Annotated in this window: 18 protein-coding genes; 14 read left to right on the top strand and 4 right to left on the bottom strand. The window is 73.5% G+C overall.

The window, feature by feature from the left end; translation table 11 throughout:
• Positions 1-222: 222 nt before the first annotated feature.
• Complete coding sequence (locus AC5WRL_RS16320; protein ID WP_496089257.1) at positions 223-1,515, top strand: polysaccharide deacetylase family protein; 1,293 nt, start codon at positions 223-225, stop codon at positions 1,513-1,515.
• A 46-nt stretch (positions 1,516-1,561) separates the two neighbouring features.
• On the opposite strand, the gene AC5WRL_RS16325 is transcribed toward AC5WRL_RS16320, so the two are convergent.
• Positions 1,562-2,551: an ATP-binding protein gene (locus tag AC5WRL_RS16325; RefSeq protein ID WP_496089258.1), complete on the bottom strand. Its 990-nt coding sequence runs from the start codon at positions 2,549-2,551 to the stop codon at positions 1,562-1,564.
• Positions 2,552-2,609: 58 nt separating this feature from the next.
• Between AC5WRL_RS16325 and AC5WRL_RS16330 the strand changes: the two genes are divergently transcribed.
• Entirely contained in the window at positions 2,610-3,470 is an 861-nt protein-coding gene (locus AC5WRL_RS16330) for a Fic family protein (protein WP_496089259.1), read from the top strand.
• A gap of 302 nt (positions 3,471-3,772) precedes the next feature.
• On the opposite strand, the gene AC5WRL_RS16335 is transcribed toward AC5WRL_RS16330, so the two are convergent.
• Positions 3,773-4,615, bottom strand: coding sequence for an HAD family hydrolase (locus tag AC5WRL_RS16335; protein ID WP_496089260.1), 843 nt, complete (start codon positions 4,613-4,615; stop codon positions 3,773-3,775).
• 428 nt (positions 4,616-5,043) lie between these two features.
• Between AC5WRL_RS16335 and ssd the strand changes: the two genes are divergently transcribed.
• The 7 genes from ssd (at position 5,044) to AC5WRL_RS16370 (ending at position 11,317) form a co-directional block, all read left to right on the top strand.
• Positions 5,044-6,135: a septum site-determining protein Ssd gene (ssd, locus tag AC5WRL_RS16340; protein WP_496089261.1), complete on the top strand. Its 1,092-nt coding sequence runs from the start codon at positions 5,044-5,046 to the stop codon at positions 6,133-6,135.
• The gene (locus AC5WRL_RS16345; protein ID WP_496089262.1) at positions 6,132-7,304 is read left to right on the top strand and encodes a TadA family conjugal transfer-associated ATPase; all 1,173 of its coding nucleotides are present in this window, start codon (positions 6,132-6,134) and stop codon (positions 7,302-7,304) included. Before ssd ends, AC5WRL_RS16345 begins: the two co-directional genes overlap by 4 nt.
• A 96-nt stretch (positions 7,305-7,400) precedes the next feature.
• Positions 7,401-8,285 (top strand): type II secretion system F family protein, encoded by an 885-nt coding sequence (locus AC5WRL_RS16350; protein ID WP_496089263.1) that lies wholly within the window; start codon positions 7,401-7,403, stop codon positions 8,283-8,285.
• A 1,043-nt stretch (positions 8,286-9,328) separates the two neighbouring features.
• Positions 9,329-9,739 carry a type II secretion system F family protein gene (locus AC5WRL_RS16355; RefSeq protein WP_496089493.1) on the top strand — a complete coding sequence of 137 codons (411 nt, stop codon included), beginning with the start codon at positions 9,329-9,331 and terminating at the stop codon, positions 9,737-9,739.
• Position 9,740: 1 nt separating this feature from the next.
• Positions 9,741-9,938 (top strand): DUF4244 domain-containing protein, encoded by a 198-nt coding sequence (locus AC5WRL_RS16360; protein ID WP_496089264.1) that lies wholly within the window; start codon positions 9,741-9,743, stop codon positions 9,936-9,938.
• Positions 9,925-10,296 carry a TadE family type IV pilus minor pilin gene (locus AC5WRL_RS16365; RefSeq protein WP_496089265.1) on the top strand — a complete coding sequence of 124 codons (372 nt, stop codon included), beginning with the start codon at positions 9,925-9,927 and terminating at the stop codon, positions 10,294-10,296. The genes AC5WRL_RS16360 and AC5WRL_RS16365 overlap by 14 nt, the downstream gene beginning before the upstream one ends.
• Positions 10,297-10,993: 697 nt before the next feature.
• The gene (locus tag AC5WRL_RS16370) at positions 10,994-11,317 is read left to right on the top strand and encodes an Rv3654c family TadE-like protein (protein ID WP_496089266.1); all 324 of its coding nucleotides are present in this window, start codon (positions 10,994-10,996) and stop codon (positions 11,315-11,317) included.
• On the opposite strand, the gene AC5WRL_RS16375 is transcribed toward AC5WRL_RS16370, so the two are convergent.
• Positions 11,271-13,718, bottom strand: a complete 2,448-nt coding sequence (locus tag AC5WRL_RS16375; protein ID WP_496089267.1) for a DEAD/DEAH box helicase — start codon at positions 13,716-13,718, stop codon at positions 11,271-11,273. The genes AC5WRL_RS16370 and AC5WRL_RS16375 overlap by 47 nt on opposite strands.
• 56 nt (positions 13,719-13,774) lie before the next feature.
• On the opposite strand from AC5WRL_RS16375, the gene AC5WRL_RS16380 reads away from it, so the two are divergent.
• The 3 genes from AC5WRL_RS16380 to AC5WRL_RS16390 all read left to right on the top strand — a co-directional run bounded on the left by AC5WRL_RS16380 (position 13,775) and on the right by AC5WRL_RS16390 (position 17,165).
• On the top strand, positions 13,775-14,116 hold the full coding sequence (locus AC5WRL_RS16380) for an STAS domain-containing protein (protein WP_026047464.1): 342 nt from the start codon (positions 13,775-13,777) through the stop codon (positions 14,114-14,116).
• Positions 14,117-14,211: 95 nt separating this feature from the next.
• Positions 14,212-14,631, top strand: coding sequence for an ATP-binding protein (locus AC5WRL_RS16385; RefSeq protein WP_496089268.1), 420 nt, complete (start codon positions 14,212-14,214; stop codon positions 14,629-14,631).
• A 188-nt stretch (positions 14,632-14,819) separates the two neighbouring features.
• Positions 14,820-17,165, top strand: a complete 2,346-nt coding sequence (locus AC5WRL_RS16390; RefSeq protein WP_496089269.1) for a sodium-translocating pyrophosphatase — start codon at positions 14,820-14,822, stop codon at positions 17,163-17,165.
• A gap of 53 nt (positions 17,166-17,218) precedes the next feature.
• Here AC5WRL_RS16390 and AC5WRL_RS16395 read toward each other — a convergent pair whose 3' ends face one another.
• Positions 17,219-17,725 carry a methylated-DNA--[protein]-cysteine S-methyltransferase gene (locus AC5WRL_RS16395; protein ID WP_496089270.1) on the bottom strand — a complete coding sequence of 169 codons (507 nt, stop codon included), beginning with the start codon at positions 17,723-17,725 and terminating at the stop codon, positions 17,219-17,221.
• A 644-nt stretch (positions 17,726-18,369) separates the two neighbouring features.
• Here AC5WRL_RS16395 and AC5WRL_RS16400 point away from each other — a divergent pair.
• Positions 18,370-19,005: an HAD family hydrolase gene (locus AC5WRL_RS16400; protein WP_496089271.1), complete on the top strand. Its 636-nt coding sequence runs from the start codon at positions 18,370-18,372 to the stop codon at positions 19,003-19,005.
• A gap of 77 nt (positions 19,006-19,082) precedes the next feature.
• Entirely contained in the window at positions 19,083-19,718 is a 636-nt protein-coding gene (locus AC5WRL_RS16405) for a small secreted protein (RefSeq protein WP_496089272.1), read from the top strand.
• Positions 19,719-19,727: the final 9 nt, after the last annotated feature.

Genomic DNA, 19,727 nt, shown 5'->3' on the forward strand with positions numbered 1-19,727 from the left:
GTGACGGTATGGCTACTCTCAAGCATTGGTAAATGGAGAGTAATGCCGCGTAAAGCCGGTTTCTAGAGGAGATCCCTGATCGGCGGACAACTTCCGCCTATCGAGTGAAGTAATAATAAAAGCCGCTTGTCGTACAAACATCTCAGCGGATTTACAGAGATGTTGGGCCCAGGTCGGTCGGACCACCCCGGCCACCAGGCACCCAGTACGGCGGGAGGACCGATGGCGGTCACACGCGGCACACCCACACGACGCGGACGGAAGAGGTCCCGACTGGCGACGGGCACCGCGGTGCTCACCGCCCTCGCGCTGGGCCTCACCGGCTGCGGAAGCAGCGACGGCGGCCCGGCCGGCGGAGCGGGCGAACGCAAGGGCGAGGAAGAAGGGGCCGCCGCCCGCGACGCCCCCGCCAAGATCGCCCCGCAGCTGCTCGGCGACGGCTCCACCGCGTACACCGGACAGCAGCCCCACCAGCCCGAGGCCACCCGGCTCGCCCCCGGCGAGACGCCCCCGCAGTTCGTCGTCTTCTCCTGGGACGGCGCGGGCGAGGACAGCAACAAGCTCTTCTCCCGGTTCCGCGAGATCGGCCGCGAGTACGACGCGCAGATGACGTACTTCCTCTCCGGCGTCTACCTGCTGCCCGAAGCCGAACGCATGGCGTACCAGCCCCCCGGCCACGCCACCGGCGCCTCCGACATCGGCTACCTCAAGGACGAGAACATCGCCGCCACCCTCGAACAGGTACGCGGCGCCTGGCTGGACGGCAGCGAGATCGGTACCCACTTCAACGGCCACTTCTGCGGCCCCTCCGGCGTCGACAGCTGGTCCGCGCAGGACTGGGTGAGTGAGACCGAGCAGGCCAAATGGATGGTGCAGAACTGGAAGACCACCACCGGCTGGACCGATCTCGAACCCCTCCCCTTCGACTACGACAAGGAACTCATCGGCGGACGCACCCCCTGCCTGGAGGGCCGCGACGCCTTCCTCCAGGCGGCCGGCGAACTCGGCTTCCGCTACGACTCCAGCGGCAACGGCAAGCAGGTGTGGCCCGAGCAGCCCGGCGGCATCTGGGACGTCCCCCTCCAGGCCGTCCCCATGCCGGGCCGCGCCTTCGAAACCCTGTCCATGGACTACAACTTCATGGTCAACCAGTCGGGGCCGACCAGCGGTGACCCGGCCATGCACACCGCCTGGGGCCACCAGATGCGGGACGGGCTGCTCGCCGCCTTCGACCGCGCCTACGACGGCAACCGCGCCCCGCTGATCATCGGCAACCACTTCAACAGCTGGAACGGCGGCGTCTACATGGACGCCGTCGAGGAGGTGATCAAGGACGTGTGTCCGAGGGAGGACGTCCGCTGCGTCTCCTTCCGGCAGCTCGTCGACTGGCTGGACGCCCAGGACCCGGCCGTCCTGGACAAGCTGCGCACCCTGGACGTGGGTGAGCGGCCGGCCGAGGGCTGGCAGACCTTCCTGACCGGCCCCGCCGCGCCGGCCGCCCGACCCGCCGACTGACGCCTGAGCCCGAGCCGGGGCCCGAATCCGGGCCCGAGCCCGACGCCTATACGGCAGCCGGCTCGATCAACTCCTCCCGCAGCACGAAACCGGGGTCGACCTGCGCCGCCAGGTCGGCCCCGGTGCGCTCATTGCCCCAGCTCGCCGCGTTCTTCAGATGGAAGTGCACCATCTGCTGCGTGTACCGCTCCCAGTCGCGCCGCCCGTACGCCGCGTCCGCCTCCCGGTGCAGCACCGAAAGCGCCGCCCGATTGCCGTCCTCCAGCTCCCCGAACGGCCGCCGCACGCCGCGCTCCAGGGCCCGTACCCAGTCGGACTGCCCCAGCGTCACCAGCAGATCGTCCCCGACCTGCTCGCGCAGGAACTCCTCGTCGTCCGGGCCGAGCACCTTGTTGCCGATGACCCGCAGCGCCACCCCGAAGTCCCGCGCGTACTCCCGGTACTGGCGGTACACCGACACCCCTTTGCGGGTCGGCTCCACCACCAGGAACGTCAGGTCGAAGCGGGTGAACATCCCCGAGGCGAACGAGTCGCTGCCGGCCGTCATGTCGACCACGACGTAGGCGTCACGCCCGTCCACCAGATGGTTCAGGCACAGCTCCACCGCGCCGGTCTTGGAGTGGTAGCAGGCCACCCCGAGGTCGTCCTCGGTGAAGGGCCCGGTCACCAGCAGCCGGGCCGCCCGGCCGTCGCCGAGGTCGACCGTACGGGCGCAGGCGGCGAACACCGGATTGTCCTCGTCCAGCCGCAGCAGCCGCGAACCGGTGCCCGGCGGCGTGGTCTTGATCATTGTGTCGGCCGACGGAATCCGGGGGTTGTCGCCGCGCAGGTACTCCTTGATCAGCGGCAGCCGCCCGCCCAGCGGCGGCACCGCCGCCGCCTCCTCGTCCGCCAGGCCGAGCGCCGTGCCCAGATGCTGATTGATGTCGGCGTCCACCGCCGTCACCGGCACCCCCGCGTGCGCCAGCTGCCGGATGAACAGCGAGGACAGCGTGGTCTTGCCGCTGCCGCCCTTGCCTACGAAAGCGATCTTCATGTTCATTAGCGTAGTGGCCCGGCGGGCCTTCCCGCGCCAGGCCCTAGGCTCGGGAAGCATGCGCGCCAATACCCCCGCCGACCCGCTCACCCCACTGGCCGAACTGCCCGGCGTCGCCGACACGGTGGCCTCCGTACGCACCGCCGTCGACCGGCTGTACGGCCACCGGGTGATGCGCCGCCGCGCCACCGAGGTGGCCTCCGAGGCCGCGTTGCGCGGCGCCCGCGGCTCGGCCGCGCTGTCCGGCGCCGACTGGCCGCTGGAAGAGGTGCGCCGGCGCACCGACTTCGGCGGCGGCGACGGGGACGGTGACCAGGGCCAGACCCGTACGGTCGGCGCCGCGCTGCGGATCACCGCCGAGGCGGGCGACTGGCTGGACGTGTGGCGCGGCACCCCGCTGCGGGTCCTGGCCCGGCTGCATCTGCTCGCGGCGGGCGGCCCCGAGCCGGCCGCCCGGGACGCGGTCGGCCGCCCCCGGTTGGCCGGCGAGCCGGTCACCGAACCCGCCCTGACGGACGATCAGGTGCCGCTGCCCGGTGCCGACGCCCTGGCGGCGCGGCTGGAGGCCCTCAACCAGCTGCTGGTACGCGGCTCCGGAGCGCCGGCCCTGGTGACGGCCGCCGTCGTCCACGGCGAACTCCTCACCCTGCGCCCCTTCACCTCCCACAACGGCCTGGTCGCGCGCGCCGCGCAACGCATCGTGCTGCTCGGCTCCGGCCTTGACCCCAAGGGCGTCGCCCCGGCCGAGGCCGGGCACGCGGAGCTGGGCGCGCCGCAGTACGCGCGGGCGCTGGCCGGCTACGCCTCGGGTACGGCGCAGGGCATGGCGCAGTGGATCGCGCACTGCGGGCGCGCGGTGGAGCTGGGGGTACGGGAGTCGGTCGCGGTGTGCGAGGCGCTGCAACGCGGGGCCGCCTGAACGGGCCGCCCCACGGCCCGGACATGAGGCGGCGGCGCCGCTGTGACGCCGCGCCGCCGACTGACAGGGAACTCCGGGTGATCAGTGCGTGCGCGACATAGAGCCGATCAGGTGCGGGGCGCGCCCCGTTACCTGTGCGGCTGGCCCGGTTGGCGGGTCGGCTACGCGTGGGTGCCCGGTGTTCTCATGTCCGCGGTCCGTGGGCCGTGTGATCCGGGATCCTCTCGGATGCCGCTGGTTCACGGGCCGTCAATTCCTTTGTACTCCGTTCGGGGGCGAAGGGAAACCCGAATCGTGGCTGATCAGCCAATTTTTACTTTTTGTGCGGACCGGCGGCGCCCCACGTACCAGACCAGCCCGGCCGCCGTCACCGCGGCGACCACCGCCGCACCGGCCGCCAGCGCCGGGCGGGTGGGCATCGTCAGCGACGGCAGCCGCTGGCGCAGCGGCACCGGCCGCTCGAAGGCCAGCACCGGCCACTGCCGGGCCACCGCCTCCTTGCGCAGCGCCCGGTCCGGGTTCACGGCGTGCGGATGGCCGACCGACTCCAGCATGGGCACATCCGTGATGGAGTCGCTGTACGCGTAACAGCGCTCCAGGTCGTACCCCTCCGAGGCGGCCAGCTCCCGGATCGCCTCCGCCTTCGTCGGGCCGTAGGCGTAGTAGCCGACCTCGCCGGTGTAGCGGCCGTCCTCGATGACCATCCGGGTGGCGACCACCCGGTCGGCGCCCAGCAGCCGGCCGATGGGCTCGACGAGTTCGGAGCCCGAGGTGCTCACGATCACCACGTCCCGGCCTGCGGCGTGATGCCGCTCGATGAGGGAGGCCGCCTCGTCGTAGATGATCGGGTCGATCACCTGGTGCAGGGTCTCGGCGACGATCTCCTTCACCTGGGCCACGTTCCAGCCGCGGCACAATGTGGAGAGGTATTCGCGCATCCGCTCGGTCTGCTCGTGGTCCGCGCCGCCCAGCAGATAGAGGAACTGGGCGTAGGCGGTGCGCAGCACCGCCCGGCGGTTGATGAGCCCGCCCTGGTAGAAGGACCGGCTGAAGGTGACCGTGCTCGACTTCGCGATGACCGTCTTGTCCAGGTCGAAGAAGGCGGCCGTGCGCGGCGGGGACAGGTTTTCCACCTGCCCGAGCATAAAGGGCCGCCATTCGGCGTACGCTGGGGCGCGTGGGTTTGCCTGAGAAGGCTCTCGGGTACACCATGGAAGTCACGGATCGTTCGCGACCGTGCTAACCCGGTCCGGCTCCTCCCCCCCGAGTCTGACCGCGGAAGACGACCCCCGCTCTCCCCCCCGGCGGGGGTCGTCGCATGTCCGGGCCCGGTTTCGGGGCCCGTTGAGCCCGGTCGGGCGCAGGTCGCATGAGCCATTTCGACACCCCCTTAACCGTAGGTAATCGTCGTGCTGCGGTAAGCCTTTGGCGCGAGGTTCACCGAAAGGGGTGACGAAGTTATCCACAGGGCCGGAGTTATCCACAGAATCTGAGCGAGATCCCCGTAATCCCGTGAGATCGGTCACCGTGATTCCCGTCGCTGTTGGATAGCCGAAGGGGACGGGACACACACATGACCGGCTCGATTCTGATCGTCACCGAGGACGAGGACACGCTGGACGATCTGCTGCGCCTGTGCGCGGCGGCCGGGACCCGGGCCGAGGTGGCCCATGGGGTGCCCACGGCCGAACAGTGGGCGGGCGCACCGCTGATCCTGGTCGGCGACGACCGGGCGCCGGCCCATCGGGACACCCGGCACGAGGGGCGCCGGCCCGACCGACGGCCGGGGGTGCTGCTGATCGCCCGCGACCTGGACGACCACACCGTGTGGGCGCGCGGCGTCGCCCTGGGCGCCGAGGACGTCGTCCATCTCCCGGACGCCGAACCGTGGCTCGCCGACCGGATCGCCGACGCCGTCGAAGCCGCGGGCCGCCCCGCGCTGACCATCGGGGTGCTCGGCGGACGCGGCGGCGTCGGAGCCTCCGCCCTGGCCGGCGCGCTGGCCGTCACCGCCGCCCGGCAGGGCCATCGCACGGTCCTGGTGGACGGCGATCCACTGGGCGGCGGCCTGGATGTGCTGCTGGGCGGGGAACGGGCGGTGGGTTCGCGCTGGCCGGCGTTCGTCACCGCACAGGGGCGGCTGTCCGGGGCCGCGCTGGAGGAATCCCTGCCCCGGGTGCACGGGGTGCGCCTGCTCAGCTGGGACCGGGGCGCGGTCCTGCGGCTGACCGGGCAGGCCATGCGCTCGGTGCTGACCGCCGCGCAGCGCGGCGGCGGCCTGGTCGTCCTCGACCTGCCGCGCACCGTGGACGAGGCGGGAGCCGAGGCGCTTGCCCAGCTGGACCTGGGGCTGCTGGTGGTCCCCGGCGAACTGCGCGCGGTGGCCGCCGCCCGCCGGGTGGCCGGCACGGCCGGGGCGCTGGTACGGGACCTGCGGGTGGTCGCGCGCGGGCCCCGGCCGCCGGGCGGGCTGGCCGGCACGGACCTCGGGCAGGTACTCGGACTGCCGCTCGCCGGCGAACTCCCCGAGGAGCCCGGGCTGTCCAAAACGATCGAGGAGGGCCGCCCACCGGGCGACAATCCCTCGGGGCCGCTCGCCCACTTCTGCGCCGAACTCCTCGACCGTGCCCTGCCGACCTCGCCGACCCTGCGAGCCGCGGCATGAACGCGGTGGCCCAACTGCTGGAGACCGTCCGGCTGCGCCTCGCCGAGACCGGCGCGGAACCCACCCCGGGGAACGTCACCGCCGCCCTCGGCGACCGGGGCCGGCTGCTGGGCGACACGACGGTGCGCGAGCTGGTCCGCGGTCTGCGCTGCGAACTGGACGGCGCGGGCCCCCTGCAACCCCTGCTCAACGAGGCGGCGGTGACCGATGTCCTCGTCAACGCCCCCGACGAGGTGTGGATCGACCGGGGCGGCGGACTGGAACGGGCCCCGGTGACCTTCCCCGACGCGGCGGCGGTGCGCCGGCTCGCCCAGCGCCTCGCGGCCACCGCCGGCCGCCGCCTCGACGACGCCAGCCCCTGGACCGACGCCCGGCTGCCGGACGGCACCCGGATGCACGCCGTCCTGCCACCGGTCGCGGCCGGCGGCAGCACCGTACTGTCGCTGCGGGTCATCCGGCCCCGCGCCTTCGAACTGGCCGACCTCGTCACCGCAGGCACGGTGCCACCCGGCGGTGACCGGCTGCTGCGGGCGGTGCTGGCCGCCCGGCTGTCCTTCCTGGTCACCGGTGGCACCGGCTCCGGCAAGAGCACCCTGCTGGCCACCCTGCTCGGCCTCGCCGACCCGGCCGAACGCATCGTCCTGGTCGAGGACTCGGCCGAGCTGCGCCCGCACCACCCCCACGTGGTCCGGCTGGAAGCCCGCCCCGCCAACCAGGAGGGCGCGGGCCGGGTCACCCTGCGCGACCTGGTGCCACAGGCGCTGCGGATGCGACCCGACAGACTGGTCGTCGGCGAGGTACGCGGGCCCGAGGTCCTGGAGTTGCTGAACGCCCTGAACACGGGCCACGAAGGCGGCTGCGGGACCCTCCACGCGAACCGGGCGGCCGACGTCCCGGCCCGGCTGGAAGCCCTGGCCGGCGCCGCCGGCCTGACCCGCCCCGCCCTCCACAGCCAGCTCGCCGCCGCGCTCCGCCTGATCCTGCACGTGGTACGCGACCGTGACACCGGCCGCCGCCGCATCGAAGAAATCCACACCCTGACCCCCGATCCCGGGACGGGCCTGGTCACCACCACCCCCGCGGCCCGCTGGACCCCGAAGGGCTTCGCCCCCGGTCCCGGCCACCCCACCCTGCGAGCCCTCTGCGCGAACGGCGGTGCGACGTGCTGAGCGTGGCCACACGAACGGTGGTGTTCGGCGGCCGGGCCGGCGGACGGCGGGCGAGGGCGGTGCCGGGAGAGCGGGCGGAGATGCGCGGGTGTGGACATGGGTGAGGTGATGACGCAGCCGGCGCCGTTCGTGGTGGCGCTGTGTGCGGGTGCCGTGGCATGGCTGCTGATCACGGCGGGGCCCGCGCGGCGGCGCCGGATCCGGGTGGTGCTGGGGGACGGCCGCGCCGAAGCGGCCGAGCGGCATCGCCGGTGGCGGGCGCGCTGGCGGGCGCGGTGGTGGCCACCGGCGGAGGGAACACCGCGTGTGGTGCTGTGGTGCCTGACGGCCGGCGGGTTGCTGTCCCTGTGGGGGCGTTCCGTTCTGCCGCTCGTCGTGGCGGGGCTCGCCACGCCCGTGGTGTTGCGTTGGTGGCGCCGCCGCCTGGAGCGGCGGGAGGCCGACCGGCGCCGGGAGACCGTGATCGACCTCTGCCGGTCGGTGGCCGCTGAGGTACGCGCGGGTCGGCAGCCGTGGCAGGCGCTCGCGGCCACCGGGGTGTCCGGACTCGGCGCCTCGGGCGCGGCGGTCCTGGCCGCCGCCCGCTACGGCGGCGACGTACCCCGGGCGCTGAGCGCCGCCGCCGGCCGCCCCGGTGCGGAAGGGCTGCACGGTGTGGCCGCCTGCTGGCGGGTGTCGGTGGACAGCGGCGCGTCGCTCGCGTCCGGCCTGGAGAAGGTGGCGGCGGCACTGCGCGCCGAACACGACCAGCGGGAGGAACTGCACGCCCAACTCGCCGGCCCGCGTGCCACGGCCGTGCTGCTGGCCGCCCTGCCCCTGTTCGGGCTGCTGCTCGGTGCGGTGATGGGCGTGGAGCCGTTGCGAGTGCTGCTGCACTCCACGGCCGGACTCGGCTGTCTGTTGGCCGGTGTGCTGCTGGAACTCGCGGGTCTGGCCTGGGTCGCGGCCATCACGCGCTCGGCGGAGCGGGCGGCGACGTGATGACGGGAACCCTGCGTGTCCTGTTGCCGGTGGTGGCGGCCGTGCTGGGCCCGCTGATGCTGCTGCGCTGGCTGACCGGACGCCGCACGGCCGCCGTCCGGCTGGCCGCCGTATCCCTCGGGCTCGGTGGCAGGGGACCGGGACCGCCGTCCCGGGCGGGCCACGATCCGGTGGAACCCCCCTGGCATCGGGTACGGCCCCCCGGCACCCGGCCGTCCCGGGCGGCCGGAGAGGAGGGCCGACGGCCGTGGGCCCGGCCGGGGAGGGGACCGGCTGAGGACACGCCCCGGTGGGACGGGGCGCGGCCGGTACTGCGGCTCATCGATGGCGGCCGGAGCGGGGGCGCGGGGCGGACGCCGGTGCCGCAGTGGTTCCCGGCCGACGTGGCACGGCCGGGCGAGAGAGCCGGGGCGCTTCCCCCGGCCCGGCACCGGCCAGAGCCCATGGAAGCCGCTGGGCCCTCAGCCACACGGCCGGGGGCAGGGCTCCCCGCGCCCGGTCCCACCGGGCCCCGGCCACGACCGGGCCTCACCGACACCGTGGCGGGTCCGGCCGGGAGTTCTTCGGCGGATGCCGAACCGCCCGGTCTCCTCTCCGGTTCCGGTCGACGGGATCGCCGGCGGCCGTGGGGCGGACGGGCTGGGGCTGACTCCTCGGGGCCCGGACCACGGACGGGTGGCGGCGTGCCCGGCACCGGAGGACGTTCGGACAGACGTCCCTCGGTGGGCGCCGCGTTGCCGGGACGCCCCGGTGCTCCGTCACCGTTGCGGCCCGACCCGGGAGTCATGGGCGTCTCAGGGGCCGGTGCCGCGGAGGGCGCGCGTGGCGCCCCGGGCCGCCGGACGCCACGTCCGGCGTTCGCTTCGGGCCGGGGTACCCACGGCCGCTCGGGGTGCGGGCCGCGGGCGGGTGCGGCCGGCCGGGTGCGTCGCTGGGCCCGGCGCTCCTCCGTGGCCGGCGGGTCGCCCGGGTCGCTCTTCGACCCGGGCCGGTCCGGGGCGCGGGACGGCCGGCGGGGTGGCGAGGATCCGCGGTTGCCGTTGGTGGCCGAGTTGTTGGCCGCCTGTCTGGCGGCCGGGGCCGCGCCCGGTGCGGCGGCCGGGGCGGTGGGTGGTTCGTTGCGCGGGCCGCTCGCGGACGGGCTGCGGCGGGCGGCCACCGAGCTGCGGCTCGGCGGGGAACCGGCCGCCGTATGGAAAAGATTCGGCCAGCTGCCCGGGGCCGCCGGGCTGGCCAGGCGGCTGGAACTGGCCGGCGTCAGCGGCGCACCCGCCGTGGCGATGGTGGCGGCGGAGGCCGCCGAGTGCCGGGGACGGCGCCGCAGAGCCGCCCAGACGGCCGCCCGGCGGGCGGCGGTTCTGGTGACGGGGCCCTTGGGCCTGTGTTTTCTGCCCGCGTTCTTGTTGATCGGGGTCGCCCCCGTGGTGATCGGACTGGCGAAGGAGCTGATGTGAGATGACCGGGTGGACCGAGCTGGGTGAGGTGCGACGCCGCTGTGCGCGCCGCGATGCGGGGATGAGCACGGCCGAGTACGCGGTGGGCACCATCGCGGCGGCGGCACTGGCCGCCGTGCTGTATCAGGTACTCACCTCCGACACTGTCGTCGGGCTGCTGCGCGGCACGATCGAGCAGGCGTTCAGTGGGCCGCTGTGAGCGCCGCCGACGACGCGACCGCGACCGGGGCTACGTCACCGCCGAGGCGGCGATCGCCGTACCCGCGCTGGTGGCCCTGCTGGCCATGCTGCTGTGGGCCCTGGTCGCCGTGGCGACCCAGCTGCGGTGTGGCGAGGCCGCGCGGGCCGGTGCCCGCGCGGCGGCCCGGGGCGAGCCGGCCGCCGTGGTCCTGGCGGTGGTCCGGGGCGTGGCGCCGGCTGGGGCGGAGGTCCGGGTCCGGGAGGATGCCGCACTGCACCACGTCGAGGTGGTGGCCCGTACGCCCGGGCCCGCCGGACTGGGCCTCGACGTCTCCGCCACCGCCGCCGCCCACCGCGAATCCCGGGAGACCCGGTGACCGCCCCGGGGGGCGCGTGGGACCGCGAAGGGCCTCCGGCCCCTGCCGGCCCGTACGGCAGCGGCGGCGCACGGCGCCGTGGGAGAAGGCCGGCCCGGCGGGTGCCGAGGTCGTCGTGGTGCCGGCCGGGGTCCGGGTCGGCCCGGCCGGTGCCGTCTTCGGTGCCGTGGCCTACGGGGGAGGGCCCGGGACCGGCGGTTGGCCGTCGAGGCTGCGGCTGGAGCCGGGCGCGGCGGGTGGCGGTGCCCCGCTCCGGCCGCCGAGGTCGCCTCGCCACCGCATTCCGTGGCCGGGGCGGCCGGGGTTCCCCTCGGTCCGGCGGGTGCTGACGCCGTCTCCGCTGGTGCGGCGGAGGCGGGGTGGCCTGCGGTCGGTCATCGGTCGTCGCAGCCCGGCCGTGTTCCGGTTCGGCCGGCGACGTGGCAGCGGTGGTCCCGGCTCGGGCCGGGGCCCTGGGTGGCCCGGCTTCTCGCGGTGCGGTGGCCGTACCGGACCGGCCTGCGGCAGGTGGGGTGGCTCAGTGGTGGTTGCCCGCCCCGGTTTCCCGCGGGGCCCCGGTGCCGTGTTCCGTGGCCGGACCGCTGTCGCGGCCGTCGCGGGGGCTCGGGCCCGCTCGGTGGGTGTGGTTCGCCGTGATGGCCTGCGTCCGGGTCTTCGTGGAGGTGGCGGAGGCGGGGTGGCTTGGCGCGATCGGGGGGTGGTTTCCGTTTGGGGCGCGGGGATGGGGGTGTTGTTGTGTGTCGGGTTCGGGGTCGTGCTGGGTCTTGGGCAGGTGATCGAGGTGCGGCAGCGGGTGGCCGCCGGGGCTGATCTGGCGGCGCTGGCCGCCGCCGATCACGCGCTTGCCGGTCGGCAGGTGGCCTGTGCGGCGGCCGGCCGGGTGGCCGCCGCGCATCGGGTGCGGCTCGCCCGGTGCGACATGGCCGGGGAGATCTCCGACCTCTCCGTCGAGGGCCGCGTGGGCCCGTACGCCGTTACGGCGCGTGCTCGGGCGGGGCCTGGTGACGCAGCAGTTCCGTGAGCAGCCGGATGGCGCCGCGCTTGTGCAGGGGCTCGTTGCCGTTGCCGCACTTGGGGGACTGGACGCAGGACGGGCAGCCGGCCTCGCAGCCGCAGGCGGCGATCGCGTCGCGGGTGGCGGTCAGCCAGGCGCGGGCCACGTGGAAGCCGCGTTCGGCGAAGCCGGCCCCGCCCGGGTGGCCGTCGTGGACGAAGACCGTGGGAAGGAGCGTGTCGGGGTGCAGCGCGGTGGAGACACCGCCGATGTCCCAGCGGTCGCAGGTGGCGAACAGCGGCAGCATGCCGATGGAGGCGTGTTCGGCGGCGTGCAGCGCGCCCGGCAGGATCTCCGGGGTGATCCGGGCGGCGTCCAGCTGGTCCTCGGTGACCGTCCACCACACCGCCCGGGTGCGCAGCGAGCGCGGCGGCAGGTCCAGGTTCGTCTCGCCCAGGATCTCGCCGGTCAGCAGTTTGCGGCGCAGGTAGGAGACGACCTGGTTGGTCACCTCCACCGAGCCGAAGCACAGCTTCGCCGGGCCCCAGGGGATTTCGGTCTCGGTCTCCAGGATCGAGATGTCGGTGACATCGCGCGCCGAGGTGGACCAGGGCGGGGCGGCCTGCTCGACCAGGGCCACCGCGTCCGTCAGGTCCAGCTTCCGGACGACGTAGGTGCGGCCCTGGTGGAGGTGGACGGCGCCCTCGTGGACGGTGGTGTGGGCGGCGGAGGCGTCCACCGTGCCCAGCAGCCGGCCGGTGGACTCCTCGACCACCTGCACCGGGGGGCCGCCCTGTCCCCGGATGTCCACCAGGTCGGCGGGCCGCTCGCGGCGCGTCCAGTACCAGGAGTCGCCGCGCCGGCGCAGCAGGCCGCGGTCGGCGAGCTTGGGCAGCAGCGCGGCGCCCGCCGCGCCGAACAGGCCCGGGTCGCCGTCCGCCTCGGTCAGCGGGAGTTCGGCCGCCGCCGCGCACAGGTGGGGGGCGAGGACGTACGGGTTGGCGGGGTCGAGCACCGTCGATTCGACCGGTTGTTCGAACAGCGCTTCGGGGTGGTGGACCAGGTACGTGTCCAGCGGGTCGTCGCGGGCCACCAGCACGGCCAGCGCGCCCTGCCGCCGCCGCCCGGCGCGCCCGGCCTGCTGCCACAGCGAGGCCCGGGTGCCCGGGTAGCCGGTCAGCACGACGGCGTCCAGGCCGGCGATGTCCACGCCCAGCTCCAGGGCGTTGGTGGCGGCCAGCCCGAGGAGTTCGCCGCTGTGCAGGGCACGCTCCAGGGCGCGGCGTTCCTCCGGGAGATAGCCGCCCCGGTACGCGGCGACCCGGCCGGCCAGCGAGCGGTCCACCTCGGCGAGGCGTTCCTGGGCGATCAGCGAGATCAGCTCGGCGCCGCGCCGGGAGCGTACGAAGGCGACGGTGCGGGCGCCGGCGACGGTGAGGTCGGTGAGCAGGTCGGCGCTCTCGGCGGTGGCGGTGCGGCGCAGCGGGGCGCCGCGTTCGCCACGGGACTCGGTGAGGGGCGGCTCCCACAGGGCGAAGACGACCTCGCCGCGCGGCGAGGCGTCGTCCGTCACCTCGGCGACGGGCAGCCCGGTGAGCCGGGTGGCCGTGGTGCCCGGTTCCGCGGTGGTGGCGGAGGCGAGGATGAACACGGGTTCGGCGCCGTAGTGGGCGGCGACCCGGCGCAGCCGGCGCAGCACCTGCGCGACGTGGGAGCCGAAGACGCCCCGGTAGACGTGGCACTCGTCGATGACGACGTAGCGCAGCCGGCGCAGGAAGGGGGACCAGCGGCGGTGCCCCGGCAGCAGGGAGCGGTGCAGCATGTCGGGGTTGGTGAGCAGCGCGTTGGCGTGCTCGCGGGCCCAGGCGCGTTCCTCGGGTGGGGTGTCGCCGTCGTACACGGCGGGCCGCACCGCCGTGCCCAGCGGGGCGGCCAGGGACCGCAGGGCGCGGCGCTGGTCGGCGGCCAGCGCCTTGGTCGGGGCGAGGTAGAGCGCGGTGCCGCCGGCCAGCAGCCCGGCCAGCAGCGGCACCTGGTAGGCGAGGGACTTGCCGGAGGCGGTGCCGGTGGACAGCACGACGGATTCGCCGCGCAGCGCGAGCTCGGCGGTGCGCGCCTGATGGGCCCAGGGGAGGTCGATGCCGGTGGCCCGCACCGCGTCGGTGATCTCGGTGGGTATCCCCGGTGGCCAGGGGGCATGGCGGCCGGTTCTGGCGGGCAGGTGCTCCGTATGGGTGATCCGCTCGGAGCGGTCACCCGGCCTGCCCAGGCGCGCCAGCACCTCCCCCGGGGAGGGCCGGCGGGCGGCGGGGACGCCTGCGGTCGGCGGTGGCTGGTCGTGGGACATCAGCACCGAGTCTGTCACTGGTTGGACGGACAATGGCTGTAAGACGTCGTCGTGGGCAGGCGGTAGGTGATTGAATGCCATGGCGGCTGCCGATCCATGGGGGGCGACCGCTCGTTAGCAAGGTGCTGGAGGAGTCCGTGGACCTGTCCCTTTCGACCAGGACCGTTGGTGACCGTACGGTCGTCGAGGTCGGTGGCGAGATTGACGTATACACCGCGCCCAAGCTGCGCGAACAGCTGGTAGAGCTGGTGAATGAGGGCAATCACCACCTGGTGGTCGACATGGAGCGCGTTGACTTCCTGGACTCCACCGGCCTCGGCGTGCTGGTCGGTGGCCTGAAGCGGGTGCGGGCCCAGGAGGGTTCGCTGCGGCTGGTGTGCAACCAGGAGCGGATTCTGAAGATCTTCCGGATCACCGGTCTGACGAAGGTGTTCCCGATCCACGAGTCCGTCGAAGAGGCCATCGCGGCCACCGACTGACCACGGGACACACCTGTACGAGAGCCACGCGGTGAGCCGCCCCGGACCGGTCCCGGTCCCCGGGGCGGTGTCCGTGTACGACCGAGGGGGATGGCATGGCCACCGTCGAACTTCGTTTCAGCGCGTCGCCCGAGCATGTGCGCACCGCCCGGCTGGTGGCCGCCGCGGTGGCGCGGCGGGCCGGTGTCGATGAGTCGGTGCTCGACGAGCTGCGGCTCGCGGTGGGTGAGGCGTGCAGCCGCGCCGTGGGTCTGCACGCCGCCCATGGACTGACGTCCCCGGTGCGGGTGACGCTCACCGAGGCGGAGAAGGCGTTCACCATCGAGGTGGGCGACGACGCGCCGAGTGTGGTGGCGGTGCCGCACGGGAAGCCGGCGGCGGAGGCCGCCGAGGAGACCGATGAGCTGGGGCTCGCGGTGATCAGCGGCCTGGTGGACGATGTCGAGGTCGTCGCCGACGATCACGGCGGGGTCATCCGGATGAGCTGGCCCACGCTCGACGCCGCCCTTTCTTGATCCTTCCCAACCTTTCTTGATCCTTGCTTTCTGATCTTCCGGGCTTCCCCCCTTTTTCTCTTCTCCTTTCTTGATCAGTTTTCTTTGATCATGCGTTTTCCTTTCGCATCCCCTTTTTGGATCGCGCAGTTCTCCCTACACTCCGGCCCGTCCGTTTCGGATCAACGCCTGAGCGTCAAGGAGGACGAATGGCGGGAATTCCGTACAACCAGGCCGCCGAGCTGACCGGTGGTGATCGTGGGCTGGTGGTGATCATCGCGCTGGTGGCCGCCGCCGCGCTGGGGCTGGCCGTCGTGCTGGGGCGGCAGGTGCTCGCCGCCGGCGAGGGCACCGCCGGTATGAAGAAGATCGCCGCCGCCGTGCAGGAGGGCGCGAACGCCTATCTCGCCCGCCAGCTGCGTACCGTCTCGGTCTTCGCCGTCATCGTGTTCTTTCTGCTGTTTCTGCTGCCGGCCGACGACTGGAATCAGCGGATCGGCCGCTCGCTCTTCTTTCTGATCGGCGCGCTTTTCTCCGCCGCCACCGGCTACATCGGAATGTGGCTGGCGGTGCGCAGCAATGTACGAGTGGCCGCGGCGGCGCGTGCGGCGGACGAGCGGGACGCGGTGCCCGCGCGCCATCAGGCGATGCGGCTGGCGTTCCGTACCGGTGGCGTCGTCGGCATGTGCACGGTCGGGCTCGGGCTGCTCGGCGCCGCCTGTGTGGTGCTGGTGTACGCCGCCGACGCGCCCAAGGTGCTGGAGGGCTTCGGTCTCGGCGCCGCGCTGATCGCGATGTTCATGCGAGTGGGCGGCGGGATCTTCACCAAGGCCGCCGATGTCGGCGCCGACCTCGTCGGCAAGGTCGAGCAGGGCATCCCCGAGGACGACCCGCGCAACGCCGCCACCATCGCCGACAACGTGGGTGACAACGTCGGGGACTGCGCCGGCATGGCCGCCGACCTCTTCGAGTCGTACGCGGTGACGCTGGTCGCCGCGCTGATCCTCGGCACCGTCGCCTTCGGCGACGCCGGGCTCGCCTTCCCGCTGCTGGTCCCGGCGATCGGCGTGCTCACCGCCATGGCCGGGATCTACGTCGTCGCGCCCCGGCGCGGCGACCGCAGCAGCATGACCGCCATCAACCGGGGCTTCTTCATCTCGGCCGGCATCTCCCTGGTGCTGGTGGCGATCGCCGCCTTCGTCTATCTGCCCGGCTCCTTCGCCGAACTGGACGGCATCGCCGACCCGGCGATCGCCGGGCACGACGCCGATCCGCGGCTGTTCGCGCTCGCCGCCGTCGCCATCGGCATCGTGCTGGCCGCCGTCATCCAGCAGCTCACCGGCTACTTCACCGAGCCGCGCCGGCGCCCCGTACGGGACATCGGCAAGACCTCGCGCACCGGCCCCGCCACCGTGGTGCTGGCCGGGTTCTCGCTCGGCCTGGAGTCGGCCGTCTATACGGCGCTGCTGGTCGCGCTCAGCGTGTACGCCGCGTTCCTGCTGGCCGGCTCGTCGATCATGCTGGCGCTGTTCGCGGTGGCGCTGGCCGGCACCGGTCTGCTGACCACGGTCGGGGTCATCGTCGCCATGGACACCTTCGGGCCGGTCGCCGACAACGCGCAGGGCATCGCCGAGATGTCCGGCGATGTGGAGGGCGCGGGCGCCCGGGTGCTGACCGATCTGGACGCGGTCGGCAACACCACCAAGGCCGTCACCAAGGGCATCGCCATCGCGACGGCGGTGCTGGCGGCGGCGGCGCTGTTCGGCTCGTACCGGGACGCCATCGCCACCGCCGTCGGGGAGGTCGGGGTCGACAGGATCACCGATCTCACGCTGCTGTCCCTCGACATATCGCAGCCCAACAACCTCGTCGGTCTGATCATCGGGGCGGCGGTGGTGTTCCTGTTCTCCGGGCTCGCCGTCAACGCCGTCTCCCGGTCGGCCGGCTCCGTGGTGTACGAGGTGCGCCGGCAGTTCCGCGAACGCCCCGGGATCATGGACCACACCGAACAGCCCGAGTACGGCAAGGTCGTGGACATCTGCACCCGCGACTCGCTGCGCGAGCTGGCCACCCCCGGGCTGCTCGCGGTCCTGGCGCCGATCGCGGTCGGCTTCAGCCTCGGGGTCGGGGCGCTCGGCTCCTACCTCGCCGGCTCGATCGCGGCCGGCATCCTGATGGCGGTGTTCCTGGCGAACTCGGGCGGCGCCTGGGACAACGCCAAGAAGCTGGTCGAGGACGGCCACCACGGCGGCAAGGGCAGCGAGGCACACGCCGCCACCGTCATCGGGGACACCATCGGCGACCCGTTCAAGGACACGGCCGGCCCGGCGATCAACCCGCTGCTGAAGGTCATGAACCTGGTGGCGTTGCTGATCGCCCCCGCCGTCGTCACGCTCAGTTACGGCGATGACGCGAGCACGCCGCTGCGCGCGCTGATCACGGTCATCGCCCTGGTCATCATCGTCGGCGCCGTGTACGCGTCCAAGCGGCGCGGCATCGCGGTCGGGGACGACGAGGCGGCGGACGACGAGCGGCGGGAGGCGGCCGTGGACTGAGCCGCCGGGGTGGGTGCGGGGGGCTACCGGGTCCGGCCGGCGGCCCGCCGCACCTACCCGGCCTCGCCCGCGAGCACCACGCCCTCCCGCTCCAGCAGTTGCCGCTTGCGCTCCAGGCCGCCCGCGTAGCCGGTCAGCGAGCCGTCCGCGCCGATCACCCGGTGGCAGGGGCGCACCACCGTCAGCGGGTTCTTCCCGATCGCCCCGCCCACGGCACGTACCGCCGCCCGCGACGCGCCGATCGAGGCGGCGATCGCCCCGTACGTCGTCGTCGCGCCGTACGGGATGTCCTCCAGCGCCGCCCACACCCGGCGCTGGAACTCCGAACCACTGGGCAGATACGTCAGCTCGAAGCGGGTACGGCGCCCCGCGAAGTACTCCGTCAGCTGCCCGATCGCCGCCGTGAACGCCGCGTCGTCGCGCTCCCAGCCGTCCTGGACCGTGAAGCCCTTCGGCGACGCCGGGATCCCGATGGCCGACAGCGCACCGGTCCGGTCACCCACCAGCACCAGCTCGCCCACCGGGCTGTCCACCCGCGTCCATACTGTTGTCGTCCCCATCGGAAATCTCTCCCTTTCGCTCCTCACCAGCCAGCATGCTCCGGCCCCGGTCGGATGACCGGCGGATTTCGGACATGACATTGGCCGCACACCCGCACACCCCCTTCGACCGCTGGGTGCCGGCCACCCCGGCCGAGGCCGGCACCCTGTTCGGCCAGGCCCGGGTGTTCCGGTGGGTGGCCGGCGGATACGCCATCGAGCCGGCCATCGGCCGGAAGCCGCGGGCGCGCGCGGACGTCGATGTCCTGCTGCCGCGCCGGGACCAGCTCGCCGTACAGCGTGCCCTCCCCGGCCGGCGCTGGTGGGCCGCCGACCCGCCGGGGCGGCGACTGCGCCCCTGGCTGCCGGACGAGATGAGCCCTGGCGACTCCAGATCATGCTCGATGAGGCCGATGGTGACGAGTGGGTCTCGCGCCGCGACCCGCGGGTACGGCGGTCGATCCGGGAGTTGGGTGCCGTCAGCGGGGAAGGCGTGCCCTATCTGGTGCCGGAGGTGCAGCTCTTCCCCAAGGGCCGCGCCCCCGGGAGAAGGACGAGATCGACTTCGCGGCTGCCGCGCCGCTGCTCGGGCCCGGGCAGCGAGGCCGGCTGCGGGAGGCGATCTCGCTGGTGTACGGGTCCCATCCCTGGGCCGACTTGCTGAGGTGACGAACGTGCTGGGTGCGGTGCTGTGCGACATCGACGGGGTGCTGCGGCTGTGGGACGGCGGCGGGGCGGAGCGGGAGCGGCTGCGCCCCGTGTACGAGCTGGCCTTCCGCCCGGAGCTGCTGCGGGCCGCCGTCACCGGGGCGATCACGGACGAACAGTGGCGGGCCACCGTACGGGAAGAACTGCCGGCCGGTCAGCGGGCGCTGGCCGACGAGTGGTCGGCGTCGGCCGGGCGGCTGGACCCGGAGGTGGTACGGCTGTTGCGGGAGGTGCGCCGCAAGGTGCCGGTGGTCCTGGTGTCCAACGGCACCACCCGGCTGGAGGCGGACCTCGCCCGGCTGGGCGCCGCCGAGCTGGCCGATCATGTCGTCAACTCGGCGCGGATCGGGATCGCCAAGCCGCTGCCCGGGATCTACGAGGTCGCCGCCCGGCGGGCGGGGGTGGTGGCGGGCCGGTGTCTGTTCGTGGACGACGCCCTGGAGAATGTGCAGGCGGCCCGGCGGGCCGGAATGACCGGGGTGCATTATCAAGGCGCCGGTGCGTTGCGGGAGATGCTGGTGCCGCTGATGCAAATGGCTGCAATCAGGGGGGACCGCTCCGCCCGTCACTCGGAAGAGGGATCGGCGGCGTAGTAGGTTCCCGCCCAGCGGCTCGAAGGGATGAGGGAACGGTGTACTACGGACGCGCGGTCACATGGTCCAGTGGCGCGGTGCTCGCGCTCACACTCACGCTGACGGGGTGTGGCAGCGACAACAGCGGCAAAACGGATGAGTGGGCCAAGTCCGTCTGCGACAAGATGAAGCCCGAGGTGGAGAAGATCCGCTCCGCCAGCGCGGCCATCACGTCGGCCAGCGAGGGCGGCAAGCCGGCCTCCGAGGTGCAGCAGGCCGACTCGGCGGCGTTCGAGGAGATCTCGGCCGCCTATGCCTCCCTCGCCACGATCGTCAACGACGCCGGGGATCCGCCGGTCGACAACGGTGCGCAGCTGCGGCAGGACGCGGTCGGGGAGCTGAACAGCATCTCCGATTCGTACGCCGGGCTGAAGACCTCGGTGGACGAGCTGAACCCGGACGATGTGTCCGCGTTCTCGGACGGCCTCAAGGACATCGCCGGGCGGCTCAGCACGCTGGGGCAGAGCGGTGACGAGGCGCTGAGCGAGTTGCAGTCGGGGGACCTGGGCAAGGCGATGGCCAAGCAGGAGGGCTGCCAGAGCTCGCCGGCTCCGGCGCCGTCCGGTTCCGGGAGCGAGAGCACGGACGACGCGGACGCCGATGCCGATGCCGATGCCGATGCCGACGCGGACACGGATGCCGGGGACGGCGACGCCGACTCCGAGGACGCCTGACCCCCGCCC

The sequence above is a fragment of the Streptomyces sp. NTD107 genome (genome assembly GCF_059510435.1).